Source organism: Legionella gresilensis (assembly GCF_900639865.1).
Classification (GTDB): domain Bacteria; phylum Pseudomonadota; class Gammaproteobacteria; order Legionellales; family Legionellaceae; genus Legionella_C; species Legionella_C gresilensis.
Genome location: NZ_CAAAHX010000007.1, coordinates 94,704 through 107,591, shown reverse-complemented (window position 1 = coordinate 107,591; position 12,888 = coordinate 94,704). Strand labels below are relative to the sequence as shown.

Genomic DNA, 12,888 nt, shown 5'->3' with positions numbered 1-12,888 from the left:
AGTCCTTTCAAAAATAGAACTTATGTTTAATTATAGGGGCTTATCTGTGATGTCGGGCCAAGGCCCGACCTACGTTTATTGATAAAGTTAAGAATGTACTTTTAGTTTATTTTTCACGTCAACTACGCCTTTAGTTTCAAGCGCTAGTTTATAAGCTAATTTTTTCGCTTCTACTGAAGAAACATCGCCAGACAAAATAGCTATTCCTTTTAAGGTTTTAACGTGTAGATTGGATGCATGTATTGATTGGTTAACTATCAGCTTTGCATGTATTAAGCGGCTAATTAAGGTATCCGATATTTTATCTGGTATTGACGCTTTATTTTTGGCAGCAGGAAGATTAGGATTCACCTTAATCTGATTATCAATTTTATCGATATATTCAACTAAACTTGCTAAATCTTCTGCTAATTCTTTTTCTGAAGAATTCTGTACGCAACCTTTAAGGGTAACCTCTTGATCATTGGTTTTACTACATACATTATGTTCTTTTAAAACAGGGTTTTGCTCATACAACATGTTGATTTGTGTATCAATCTCTTTATCTGTATTTGTTTCTGCAAAAACTGAATAATTACCTGCAATTAATACCACAAAACAATACAATTTAAGTTTATTTATAAACATACAATACTCATTTAATGATTTAATTTAGATGCAATTACAATTGCGGAAAGAAAAAATTATATCATAATGTGTTTATTTTGCCCACCGCCAGCAATTCTTGTAACTTAGGAGAGATTTAACCTACATCTTGTTTATAAATATCATCTCTAAAATTCAGGATACCTTTTTCATCCACCCAAGCAGTTAAATAGGTAATTAAAACAGGCAAAGGTTTATTTAATTTAATATTAAAAGGCTCGCCTGATTCTAATATTTTATTAACATCATGAGAGTTTTGATTAATAGATGGATCATTTTGTACGATTTTAGAAAATAAATTAAACGGATTTTGCAACCTTATACAGCCTGAGCTAAGGGCCCGATTTTGATTTTTAAAAAGATCTACAGAGTTCGTATCATGTAGAAAAATAGATTGAGAATTGGTGATTTTATATTTAATCTGCCCTAAAGGATTTTTTGGTCCTGGTTCTTGACGAAAAAAATAATTATCGGCATTTTTATCTAATTGCAAATTGTCTAACTCCTGTAACGGCAATTCCTTTTTATTAGTAGCGTCAAATATACGAATATTTTGGTTTTTTAAATAATTAGCATCTTGTAATGTTTTAGGAACAATATTTTTTTTAGCTAAACTAGAAGGCACGATCCAATAAGGGTTTAACATCACATCTGTAATTTCGGTAGCCATCTCAGGCGTTGGATGCGAGGGCTTTCCGACAATGATAGACTCTTTTAAAGTTATCTTATTTTGCTCAACAAGTTGCGCTTGAAAAGCTGGAATATTAATCCAGAGATAGTGCCCTTTTTGTTTTTTTGCAAAATCATTCCAGCGATTGATATTAGCTTGCAACTGCTTTAATCTCGTTTTAGGCGGAATATTAAGAGCAGCTAATGTTGGTTTATCAACTGTACCATTAGCAGCTAAGCCATGACGCTGTTGGAAAAGGGTAACTGCTTCTTTTAATTCCTGATCAAAATTAGGGTTATTAACCTGTGCTGAATTAGAAAGATCACCAATCAATTGCAGGCGCTTACGAAGCAAGATTACACTTTTATCTGTTACACCTAATTGCAGTAATTGCTTAGGTTGTAGTACTTCCCAAGGTGCTTCAGCTGCTTTTTGATAAATGGCGATAAATTGTTTTAATTTTTTATCTTTTTCAAGGAATGAAATGTGGTCTGTTTGCTTAAAAGGCTGATATTTCGTAAAGAGCAAACCAATGATTACGCTAACAAAAATTAAAAAAGGTACAATAATTTTTTTATTAGACTGCAATAAATTCATAGTCATGATTGCCTTAAAGATAAAACAGGCTATGTTACCACTAATTGCCCTATAATGAGCAAAAAAAGTTTAGATTTATCAATTTAAGGGCTAAAGTGAATTTTTATTAGATATTGAGTAAGTTTAAATGCACTGCCTAGGAGGAAAATAGTTTATGCAAAACAAGTATGTATACATTATGCCTAACTCAAATGCTGAATAAAATGAATTATGTGGAATTTATAAAATGAGCTAAGGAATTTGCAGAATTAAATGAAATAATGTGCAATTATCGCCATATATTCAGGACCTTAACGAGATTTTAAATAGACGTGATCCTACTTCCCTTTTTAAGAAAGTAAAAGCTATCCTTGCTTAAAATTTTAGCTCGAGAATGAAAACTTGATTACTCTGCGCTGCATCAAGCCTACGCTTATTGTTTAAATATATAAATAAATAGAAATTATCAAAATATTATTTAATGCAACAAATTAAGTTTATCTTCCGATTAGGTCTTTGGCTTTCCTAAATGTTGGGAAGCAATTTTGTCTGATTCTTCTTCACTATGTATTTTGCGATCGCCTGTTGCACTGGCAATTTGGACTTGTAAGGGTTCTGGAATATTAAAAAAGCCCCTACTTATCTGGCCAATTAATCGAGCATTTTTTGCAATTTCTGCTCGATTTTCTCTCTTAGCTACTACCCCCTCAGCTTCAGCTAAGTTTTTATTACCTAGTATTTTTGCAACCTGTGAAAATGCTCCCTTAGCCACAAATAATGACCCATCATTGTCTTTAAAGAGATGCTTAAATTTCGCAAGGTTTATAAGAGCATGATTAATTAAAGTATGAGCCTGATCAGGAAGTGCTTGTACAAACATATGCAAATCATAATAATTTTTAAATAGACGTTCAAATTCTTGCGGGTTGTTTAGAATGAAATTAACTAGCTTATCCCTAGTAGAATCAGGAAGTGTTTCTATAACGTGAATCAACTCAAAATTATCTTTGATTAAGCGCTCGCATTCGCTTGGATTATTAAGAATTACGTCAACTAACTTATTAGCCTGATCTCGATATTCTTCTGCACTTTTAGCTACCACCTCAGCTGCTGCTATGTATTCTCTGTTACCTAATAAGTCAATAAATTGTCGAAATGTCCCCTTAGCCAAAAATAATGATGTTTCATCATTCTCAAACAAATGATTAAATTTTTCAGGGCTTATCAGAACAGCATCAATTAAAGTATTAGCCTGATCAGGAAGTGCTTTTGCAAACATCTGCAAATCATAATAATCTTTAAATAGGCGTTCAAATTCTTTCGTATTATTCAAAACAAAATTAATTAAATTATTTCTAGCAGAGGCGGGAAGTCCTTCTGCAACGTGAAGCAGCTCAAAACTATCTTGGATTAAGCGATTGAATTCATCTGGATTGCTAAGAATTACACCAACTAACGCATTAGCATAATTTGGATATGCTTCTGCAATGCTACGTAAGTCATTGTTATTTTTAACTACGCCCTTAAATTCTTCTGGATCTTGCAGAATTTTTATTACCTCAGCTTCTGAAATCATTTTTTATCCAACCAATGTGATTAACACATTTAAAGACTTTATTAGTATAAATATTGTACATAACAAGTTTTTTGTCAAAATTAAGATTAAAATATTTTAGAGGTTACAAATTTAATGAATAAAAGGTTAATTATGCCACGCCCCCTTAAAGCGACGCTTCTAACCAGTTTTTAATTTTTTCATGTTCTGCTAATTCTAATAGTGCTGGAGCATGACCAACATTTTCTATTTCTATCAACTCTGTACGCGGGTGAGTTTCTTGCATTTTAGTGATGTATTCAGGTAGTAAAATATCTGAATGGCGACCATGAATGATAAGTACAGGGCAAGTGACCTGCTGCCATACAGACCATAAATCAATATCGAAAAAGATGCCTTCTAAAGTTTTGTGAGGGTGCTGCACAAGCTCCCACATAAATTGGGTGGGCGTTTTATTATGTGCAATATTGGGATCACATTTGGCAATGTATTTGCCATCAGCTCGAAGTTTAATGCTGTGCTCTGTAAAGTCAATCCATTGAGCTTCGCTCAAATTACCAAAATCGGCATAAATTTTTTGGTAATATTGTTTTGCCTCTTCTTTATTAGAAAAGGCAATACATGTATCAGAGTATTTTGCTAAGCGTCGCAAACCATAGAGTGGCACTTGCGGACCAACATCGTTTAGCACCAAACGGCGAATAGGAGAATTGGGCATAGCTGCCATCATCATCCCAATCAACCCGCCCATTGACGTACCAATCCAGTCAATTTGAGTAGCTGATGATCTAGCAATAAGAGCCGTCATATCTGCGATGTATTGTTCAAATTTATAATGCTGAGGGTTTTTGAACCATTCACTATCGCCACGACCAGCAATATCAGGGCAAAATAGGTGATAACCTTGAAGACTTAAAAAATTAGCCAGTGCATCAAAGTCGTGGCGGTTACGCAGAAGCCCATGAACACAAAATACAGTAGGTTTTGCTGAGGTAGGTTGCCCCCATTCAGTATATACAACTCGATGGAAACCTTCGGTTGATGCTCCCAAAAAATCATTATTTTTCATAGATGAATTACCTCCTTGTAACACATTTACCATACGTCATTAGGGGCAGAATTGATAGATAGTATAAATTATTCTTTAAGAATAGACGAAGTAGCCTTGATGAAGCGATATCTACAAGGTATCTTTTCTAAAGATTGAGCTAATTTAACAATGAGGCTTAATAATTTTAACTTAAACTAGCTTTTTATAAGGATTAAGTTTGTTTCAAATTGAATTACAAGTTAGAGATTATGAGTGTGATATTCAGGGTATTGTTAATAATGCTGTCTATCAACATTACTTTGAACATGCAAGGCACCTTTTTTTAGACCAAAAAGGGATTAATTTTTTTGAAATTACCAAAAAAGGGATTTTCTTAGTAATCTATAAAGCAGAGATAGACTACCTCTTTCCTTTAACAACTAATAAAACATTTAAAGTAAGTGTTGAATTAGAACGTCTATCTAAAGCTAGATGTTTATTTAAGCAAATAATTACTATGGATAGTGATATTTATACTAAAGGAAAATTCTTCACAACCGCAGTGAATACTAATAGAAAACCAATCAATCTTGATTTTCTAGATATGGATTAAACCAATAATGTTTTGAAAAAGAGCGAACCTAAGGTAAATCCTTTAGCTATTTCATTTAAATTAGATTACAAAATTGGAGATGGTAATTAGTATTGTTTTTCCCTTTACGTTTAAATTTAAAAGATATCTGATCAAGCTCTTCAGTTTTTGCTAATAAATTATCAATTGGCTCGATTTCTATCATCATTTCTTCAATTTTTTTTATCAATATTTCTGGCGTTTCTTCTAACTTAACTTCAGCCTGTGTCACAGGATAATTTTGAAGAGGTTCAAAAGAAGTGGGCTCTTTCATTTTCAATTTATGCTTAAATTGCGAAGATCTTTGCTTAAACTCCTCTACTGTAGCCATTAAACTCTCAAATTTCTCACCTTTCACTATCACTTTCTCAATATTTTTCCTGATTATTTCTTTGATTTCTTCTAACTCAGCTTGGGCTTGAAGCAATTGGTAATCTTGTGTGTATTTAGGAAGATCAGCAGCTATTAAGAAAGGCTCTAAATGGCACTTAAATAGATGGTGGCAAAGATAAGTTAATTGTCTTTTATTTAATTGGACATTACAGGCGAGCGCATAAAAACCAGAAGATGTTTTTTGACCATATAAATAATAACCTTCTCTTTCAAAACCATAGCATGCATCTATTTTTAAATTTTCCAAAAAAGAGAGAATATCCAATTTAATTCTTTCAAAAAATTTTTTAGTGAAAAAAGTGCCTTGCTGATTTGATGAGTTAGGAGTTATCCAAGTGATGTTCGATAAATGACTACCAGTAGCTAGCATATAACATTTCATCAGTTTTCTTCCTAAATAACTGGTTAAAGAAGCGCTAACCTTAATCAAACATTTGTAGATAGCTATTACTTCTTCAAACCTTGATTTCGCTCCGCTGTATCAAGGCTACATTAGTGATTACAAATATTGTTGTCAATTTTTTGATTAAAACTTATTCGCATGCCCATAATTTCAATATCTTGATTAGTCGAAGGCGGTAAGGTTAATTTAAATTCTCCAGCAATTGCTGCTTTACGTATTTGTTCCTGCACTGATAAGGCATTAACCAGTAACCTATGGCTGTCCATTGGCCATTTATCGTTTCTTTAAATCCAGTAAATGTAGCATTTTCTAATATTAAGATGAGTGAATTATTTTGCAAATCTTGTATTTGCCAAGCATCACATTTTCCTATGTCATTTGCTAAACAAAAGGGAATATTTATTGAGCCTTCCATAGCAGGCCAATGTTGCTTAAGAAAAGACGACGGCAGTTTACCATTTGCCGTATGAATAATTAGCGGACTGGGTTTTTCACCACTATTAGGATAAGCTTTTAACTGTAATTTTAAAGCGTCTTTAGCATGAGCACGTACATATTCCCTCTGTGGACCTTGCCAAATATTTTGTAACTCTAGCAATGCTTGTTGACCAAAACGTAACCCCTTATAGCGGAGCGCTTCAAAATCAAATTTTTCTGGGGTCACTTTTCCTGACTGAAGGCGCAATAACTGATTAGCTACAAACAGACGAACTGGATCAGCTAAGGGCGTATGTAAAGCCAAATAAATAATGAGAATCAAAAAAGCTGTTGCTATATTGCAATAAGCAAATAATACAAACCTTTTTTTAGAAAAAAGTGCTGTTAAAGTATAACCAACTGCATATGCGCTACCTATTATCATGCATGCAGCAGCATAAATGCGATCAACTGATAAACCATATTGTTGTACCCGTAAATACAGTGCATAAATAGCTAAGATCATAAGTGGGATTAACAAATAACAAGACAAGGCAGCTGCCCAATACTGTACAGAGAATAAGGATTTATTATCATAAGCGCCTTCTCGATAGACCGCATTAATAAGGATAATTAATACACCTGCCGCTAAAAGTAATAGTGCGCTAGCATGACCTGTTTGCCACAATGGCGACAAGCCTGTAAAAAACAGACTAAGTAAAAATAAACTTATAATTGCTGCAATAAGTGGTAATAGCCAAGCTAATAAAGTTAAGCAAAGTGTCCGAATACCCTGAGTGACACGCACATTCACATCGGTAATATGCAATGCGATTGCTATCATAAAGGTTGTCGCCGGCATAGCAAAATAAGCTTGAGTAATTAGGTACTCGAAAAAAGTTAAGTGAATTAAATGAAATAAAGTAGCTCCTAAGGCAAGCAGTAACCAAAAGGCTCCTACAAAAGCTATAGTAAATATAATTTGTACCCCTAACTTCCACGCTATATTAAAGTAGGTTGAATAGTTAGCCACCAAGCGTCGATCCTGTTCACTACTTAATAGTAACGATTGCGTAATAAATAAGGGGATACTAGTAAGGAAAAACAACTGCATGGAAAAAACCATGGATATTAGTGGCAAGCTGTCCTGATTTGGTAAAATTTGTCTATAAACAGCATAGTCTGCAACTCCGATTATTATTAAAGTAATTAAAAGAGTTGCTATACTAAGCGTTTTAAAACGTAAACTAGCAAGCCCTTGAATAATAAGAAGTGGAACAAACATGGTAACCATGAGCATGGGTAGAAAAATAGAAGGATTAAGGGCTAGCCATTGAATTTTATTTTGACTAGCTAAAAATAGAAAATAGAGTACCGCTCCTTGAATTAGCCCTATAATACTGCGTACTGTTGCTGTATTTAAAAACAGTTGTTTCACAAACTACACCATAGATTTATATGATAACAAACTGACCACAATTTTAACTTACAAGTTTTTCAACTTGCAAGTTAGAGAATGTATAAAGCGTAAATGTGTAAAAATGAGAAATTTATCTTCGATTTTTACTCTTTTTAATCTTACTGTATTAAGTAAATTAGCCTTGAAACACCGCAGCTTAACCAAGTTTTTGAAGGATAGTTATTTTACATTATCGGCTAAGGTCCGGCCTAAGCTTACTGAGTATAAGTACAGGACAAGTGACCTATTGGCCATATAGACTATAAATCGATATCAAAAAGATGCCTTCTAAGGTTTTGTGAGAATGCTGCACTAGCTCTCACATAAATTGGCGGGATGTTTTATTATGTGTAATATTGGGATCATATTTGGCAATGTATTTGCCATTAGCTCGCAGTTTAATACTGTATTCGGTAAAATCAATCCATTGAGCCTCGCTCCAATTACCAAAATTTGACAATAAATGCTCTATAATTTAATAGATTTATTAATTTTTTAGGTGGATTTATGCCAAAATCAGATATATCTCCGGGGATCATTCATGAATGGATACAACAAAATAGATTTTCTGATGTAATCTCTTTTTTACAAGAAAATGAGCCTAAAGATAAAAGCGAATTTGTAGATAATTTAAGCCCGGATTCTAAGCAAACTCCCCTTGCAGAAGCTTGCAAAATAGGCAATGTTGAGCTAGTAGAAGCATTATTAAAATGTGGCGCTGATGTCAGTAAAGGAGGGCTTAGAACTAGAAAAACCGTATTAGATTATGCACAGGATAAACCTGATATAATTGCGAAGATTTTGACTCAGTAAAATCATGGGTAGACAATTGGAAAGTAACCGATAAAAGTTCTAGTGGAGATAAAGCAAAATTTGCCTTGTTAGCCTATAGTTTAGCTGATTATTATCAAGCTAGAAATGATACCACGCTTAGTCAATTTTACTTTAAAAAAGCTCAAGCGTTGTCTGACCCTAAAAGATATTCCAGTAATCAATCAACTATAGCGGCTATTATCGGCCCACTAAACTGGCGACTATTTAAATATCAGCTTCTTAATGGTGACATTGCCCAAGCTTCAAAAAGCTTAGAGCAATCGTTAACAGCATATGCTCTTACTAGTTCACAGGATCCTACAGCGTTATTATTTGAACAAAATGTAATATATGATTCAATTATAATGCTTATAAATTTAAATGACCCCAAGAGTCTATCTTGTTGGGATGTAATTAATGATAGGTTTGTAAAAAGCGCTTTGACAGCTGAGCAAAGGCTAACTCTTGTAACAAAAATCTTCGATTTGTTAACTGAACAGTTAAAAGACAATAAATTCATTCACCCAGAAGTGCTTCATAAGGTATCTCTAATAATTAGAGCTGTACCATATGATAAAATCAACGATACCCAAAAGTTTTATTTCGCTAAAATCTTACAAAATTTTGCCCTAAAATTAGATAAATTGGATTCGCCCTTGTCAAGTGAATTATTTACAGCCTCTAATGGTTTATTAGAAAAAATTAAAGAAAAAAATCCAGCCCTACCCGTAATGAAAAATATGAATGATAGGTTTCTAAAGTTTTTTACTGATATGGTTAATTTTGAGAGTGAATTTTTAAAAAGTGAATGTCCAAAGAATTATGAAGAATTCCTATCTATATTCACTAAGGTTTTCCGCATAAATACTGATCCAACCTTTGTTAAAAATCTTATACGTTTTAAATATAAACCTCAAGTAATAGGAGAAATTGGCGGTTTACTCGAACCATATTATCACAATGCAACCAATCCTAATGACGACTTTAGTAATTTAGCCATATCACAAATACCTATTACAAAATTAACGGATAAGTCTCTTCAGAAAATACAAAACGATACAGATAAATTTTGGTCAATATTACAATTGACAAATAATTTTAAAGATCTTAAGCGGCTTCATAATGCAATGTACAATATGATTAAAGCATTAAGTAGTATAAAAATACCTTCAGCAGATCCAGCAAAAGTAAAACAAGCAGTTTATTATTTTATCGAAAAACTTAATGCTATTGAAGTTGCAATGTTTTTGCAGAGCTCTGAAAGCGACCGTAATTCATTCAAATTTAACTCAGTTTATTTTTATGCTAAGGATATAGATGATATATCCACAAGAATTTTAACAAAATCAAACGTTTCAAGTAGTATCCAGAGTATTGCAGAAAAAATTGATCGTAATTTAATACCTACAATAGATCTCATCGAATCACACCCTCCAGCTAAAGCTCCATTGTTTTTCTATCTAATCAATCTCATGAATAAAATTGCCTTGGGAAAAACCCTAGAAAAGGCAGCTAGTTCATTAGCCGAGGCTATTTCAAGAACAATAAGAGTAGAAGAAAGTAATCCAAAAAATATAGAGGACGCTGCTGCAGGACTCGTTTTTTTAAGTCAAGCTAATATAGCAATTTTTGGTAATTTTAATGAGGCTGATTGTAAATTTTTTGAACAATTATTGACGGGAACTAAAGGAATATATGTTAAAATGCAGAAAATGAATATACCTTATAAGAAGAAAGAAATTCTTTATAAGGGAATAATAGATTTTTGGTTCAAAGCCATAAAAGATGCAATCGATAAAGGTCATAGTGGCTTGGCGATAGAAGCAGCTATGTTTCTTACAAGTAGCAAAATTGGTTCTAGCAATGAATACAAAGCTGCTCAAATTGGTGCAATTATCGCTGAAAATTTAATACCGTACTTAGAAAAAAACATCTCATCAGAAGATATGTTGCAAAAAGATTTGCCGAATATAGCATCATATATAAAAATGCTATTAGAAACAGGCGAAAAAAAGCTCGTAATTTCAATGTTAAATTCATTAGCCTCTCAATTGATTAAAAGCAATTATAGGCTAGCACCAGAAATAGGTGAAAAATTAATTTCTCTTGCCAATCAACTGCCACCAAATACTATACATCCTCAAATTATTGCAGACTTAAATTTCCTAGTTCTTAGGAATTTAATGACTCAACCTGATCTTAAAGTGAACCGCATTGCAATTATCACAGATGAGTGTGCAGCTTACTACACTTCACCATTAAGTGAGGAAAGTCATAAACCTCACGATTACCTAGAGCTAATGCGCGCTAGCTATAATATGATTGCGGAAAATAACAAAGAAAATAATAAATATGCTGCAGCGCTCGATTGTTATAATGGCCTAATGGAACTAGACCCCGATAATATAAAAGTATATGTTGAGAAGGCTAATGAGGTTCTAAAAAAACTCCTTGATATAACGCCCAAAATTAGTACTAAAGTACTTTTACTTGAGGAGCTAATCGATAATTATACCTACCTGGATGACGAAAAGACGGCAAAAGAGTTATATAAAGAACTTTTTATGGCAAAATTTGGATTAGCTATACAGTATTTAGAGCATAATAATTTAAAAAGCGCTAACAAAATTTGTGAAGAAATACTCAATGACGTTCAATTTAGTGAGCAATCTGACGCTTATCGAGGGGAAGTTAGAAGTTTAAAAATAAAAATTGACGATAAACAATCTTCACAAAAACAATCTTTCCAGCAAAATCAGTTATTTTTCACTTCTTCTGCTTCTACCTCAAAAAAGAAAAAATCGAAATCTAAAAAAACTGTTGAGAATGAAGAAACAAAAACAGATGAATTTAAATATGCCAAAAAAGACACCACAAAAGAAAAAGGTTTTAATGTTGTAGAGGTACCAAATTTTCCAGATGGCAAAGTTGGTAAGCACGTTAGCGGAAAATTTATTGCTAAAGATAATTCGGGTTTCTTTCCTGTTATTAAAAAGGATATTTCAGATTTTAATAAACTTAAAAAAACAAATTTTGTTTTATATAAAAAGTTAAAAAAAGCAGCGCTAGAAGGTGAAATTTGTCGCGAGTTTGGCCAATCAGGAATTAAATATTTAGGATCTGATATGTGGGAAGCAAAAGTGAGCACCAAACAACGTTTATTTGGGAAAACAGTCGAAAGAGATGGAAAAAAATTTATTGTTTTTGACACGTATTCACCAAAAGGGCTTCATCGCTAGAAATAAAGTTTCGGATTTAAGATAACACTTACTAATATTTGAGTGATATTAGAATGTTGATTGTATTGTTGATATCAGATAAAAAGTATTTTTTTAAGTCTGCATTTCCTTAAGTGCTAGCTATGATATGGACATTACTTGCTTTATTTTTTTGGTGGTTAATATATCGGGAATTAAAAAATCCTATAAGCAAATTTCTAGGCTTTGAAACAGATATGGCACTGCCAGTTTCGAAAGGATATCTGGCATTATTATTTGTTCTTGCTTTGTTATGTTCATGGCTATCTCTATCTCAATGGCACTTTCAACGTTATCTAACTAAGGTAGCGCGACAGTTATCGCAAAATCCATCAGCTATTGTGCATTGTAATACACTGTTTGATACCATATTTGATGAAGAAGTGGGTATAACTGGCCATGCAGATATTAAAAAAGGATATATTGTTATACAGTACCCTAGATGCAAATTCTTAAAAAACTATATTAGTCATCCTAAGCAAGCAACTTTAGAAGAGCTGATTAGCTTAAATACATTAACACATGAAAGTATGCATGTTCGAGGAGAATATAATGAAGCAAAAACTGAGTGTCAAGCAATACAGAGAAATTATCTTACGGCAAAGTTACTTGGCGTTCCTGCTCAGATTGCTAAAAAAAATGCACTAGATTATTACGCGCGGGTTTACTTAAAACGTCGTGATATGTATTTTTCAAAAGATTGTGCTGCTGGTAAAAAATTAGATGAACAATTACCTGATTCTATTTGGGCTGAATAATAAAACTTAACAAGCGTAGAAGGCTTATACTTACTGTTTTGGTAGGTTGTTAGAGCTTGTTGGAATTATTTGGAGTACTTCTTCTAATCGTTGACTAGGCATACTAAAGAGATGATAACAGGTTACACTCTGTAAAGTACTATAAACGCCATTAGGATCACGACGTAATTTAAAAGGCTCTTTACTTCCTACCTACCTCTATACTTCAAAACTCTCTGTTTTTCCTTCAATTTCTAGATGAAATTTGCCCTTTCATAAATACTTAATAGAGGAATATTTAT

The 12,888-nt window shown here is 32.9% G+C and carries 10 protein-coding genes; 4 read left to right on the top strand and 6 right to left on the bottom strand.

Annotated elements, in window-relative coordinates:
* Window positions 1-87 precede the first annotated feature (87 nt).
* The 4 genes from E1P04_RS10440 to E1P04_RS10425 form a co-directional block, all read right to left on the bottom strand.
* Window positions 88-627: a BON domain-containing protein gene (locus tag E1P04_RS10440; protein ID WP_131782852.1), complete on the bottom strand. Its 540-nt coding sequence runs from the start codon at window positions 625-627 to the stop codon at window positions 88-90.
* A 115-nt stretch (window positions 628-742) separates the two neighbouring features.
* On the bottom strand, window positions 743-1,918 hold the full coding sequence (locus tag E1P04_RS10435) for a L,D-transpeptidase family protein (protein WP_131782851.1): 1,176 nt from the start codon (window positions 1,916-1,918) through the stop codon (window positions 743-745).
* Window positions 1,919-2,399: 481 nt separating this feature from the next.
* Entirely contained in the window at window positions 2,400-3,467 is a 1,068-nt protein-coding gene (locus tag E1P04_RS10430; RefSeq protein WP_131782850.1) for a hypothetical protein, read from the bottom strand.
* Window positions 3,468-3,612: 145 nt separating this feature from the next.
* A complete protein-coding gene (locus E1P04_RS10425) occupies window positions 3,613-4,515 on the bottom strand; it encodes an alpha/beta fold hydrolase (protein ID WP_131782849.1) in 903 nt (300 codons plus the stop codon).
* Between the two features lie 199 nt (window positions 4,516-4,714).
* Here E1P04_RS10425 and E1P04_RS10420 point away from each other — a divergent pair, with 199 nt between their 5' ends.
* The gene (locus tag E1P04_RS10420) at window positions 4,715-5,089 is read left to right on the top strand and encodes an acyl-CoA thioesterase (RefSeq protein ID WP_131782848.1); all 375 of its coding nucleotides are present in this window, start codon (window positions 4,715-4,717) and stop codon (window positions 5,087-5,089) included.
* A 55-nt stretch (window positions 5,090-5,144) separates the two neighbouring features.
* Here E1P04_RS10420 and E1P04_RS10415 read toward each other — a convergent pair whose 3' ends face one another.
* Both E1P04_RS10415 and E1P04_RS10410 read right to left on the bottom strand, forming a co-directional pair.
* Window positions 5,145-5,882, bottom strand: a complete 738-nt coding sequence (locus E1P04_RS10415) for a hypothetical protein (RefSeq protein WP_131782847.1) — start codon at window positions 5,880-5,882, stop codon at window positions 5,145-5,147.
* Between the two features lie 202 nt (window positions 5,883-6,084).
* Window positions 6,085-7,758, bottom strand: coding sequence for a DUF4153 domain-containing protein (locus E1P04_RS10410; RefSeq protein WP_131782846.1), 1,674 nt, complete (start codon window positions 7,756-7,758; stop codon window positions 6,085-6,087).
* A 528-nt stretch (window positions 7,759-8,286) separates the two neighbouring features.
* Between E1P04_RS10410 and E1P04_RS10405 the strand changes: the two genes are divergently transcribed.
* From E1P04_RS10405 to E1P04_RS10395, 3 genes are all read left to right on the top strand, one after another.
* On the top strand, window positions 8,287-8,592 hold the full coding sequence (locus tag E1P04_RS10405) for an ankyrin repeat domain-containing protein (RefSeq protein WP_131782845.1): 306 nt from the start codon (window positions 8,287-8,289) through the stop codon (window positions 8,590-8,592).
* 65 nt (window positions 8,593-8,657) lie between these two features.
* Window positions 8,658-11,831 (top strand): tetratricopeptide repeat protein, encoded by a 3,174-nt coding sequence (locus E1P04_RS10400; protein ID WP_131782844.1) that lies wholly within the window; start codon window positions 8,658-8,660, stop codon window positions 11,829-11,831.
* A gap of 122 nt (window positions 11,832-11,953) precedes the next feature.
* Window positions 11,954-12,607: a hypothetical protein gene (locus E1P04_RS10395; RefSeq protein WP_131782843.1), complete on the top strand. Its 654-nt coding sequence runs from the start codon at window positions 11,954-11,956 to the stop codon at window positions 12,605-12,607.
* Window positions 12,608-12,888: the final 281 nt, after the last annotated feature.

Excerpts from the sequence above, each read along its gene's own strand:
- E1P04_RS10430 (WP_131782850.1), bottom strand. The coding sequence starts at position 3,467 with ATGATTTCAGAAGCTGAGGTAATAAAAATTCTGCAAGATCCAGAAGAA.
- E1P04_RS10440 (WP_131782852.1), bottom strand. The coding sequence starts at position 627 with ATGTTTATAAATAAACTTAAATTGTATTGTTTTGTGGTATTAATTGCA.
- E1P04_RS10395 (WP_131782843.1), top strand. The coding sequence starts at position 11,954 with ATGATATGGACATTACTTGCTTTATTTTTTTGGTGGTTAATATATCGG.
- E1P04_RS10415 (WP_131782847.1), bottom strand. The coding sequence starts at position 5,882 with ATGAAATGTTATATGCTAGCTACTGGTAGTCATTTATCGAACATCACT.
- E1P04_RS10425 (WP_131782849.1), bottom strand. The coding sequence starts at position 4,515 with ATGAAAAATAATGATTTTTTGGGAGCATCAACCGAAGGTTTCCATCGA.
- E1P04_RS10405 (WP_131782845.1), top strand. The coding sequence starts at position 8,287 with ATGCCAAAATCAGATATATCTCCGGGGATCATTCATGAATGGATACAA.
- E1P04_RS10435 (WP_131782851.1), bottom strand. The coding sequence starts at position 1,918 with ATGACTATGAATTTATTGCAGTCTAATAAAAAAATTATTGTACCTTTT.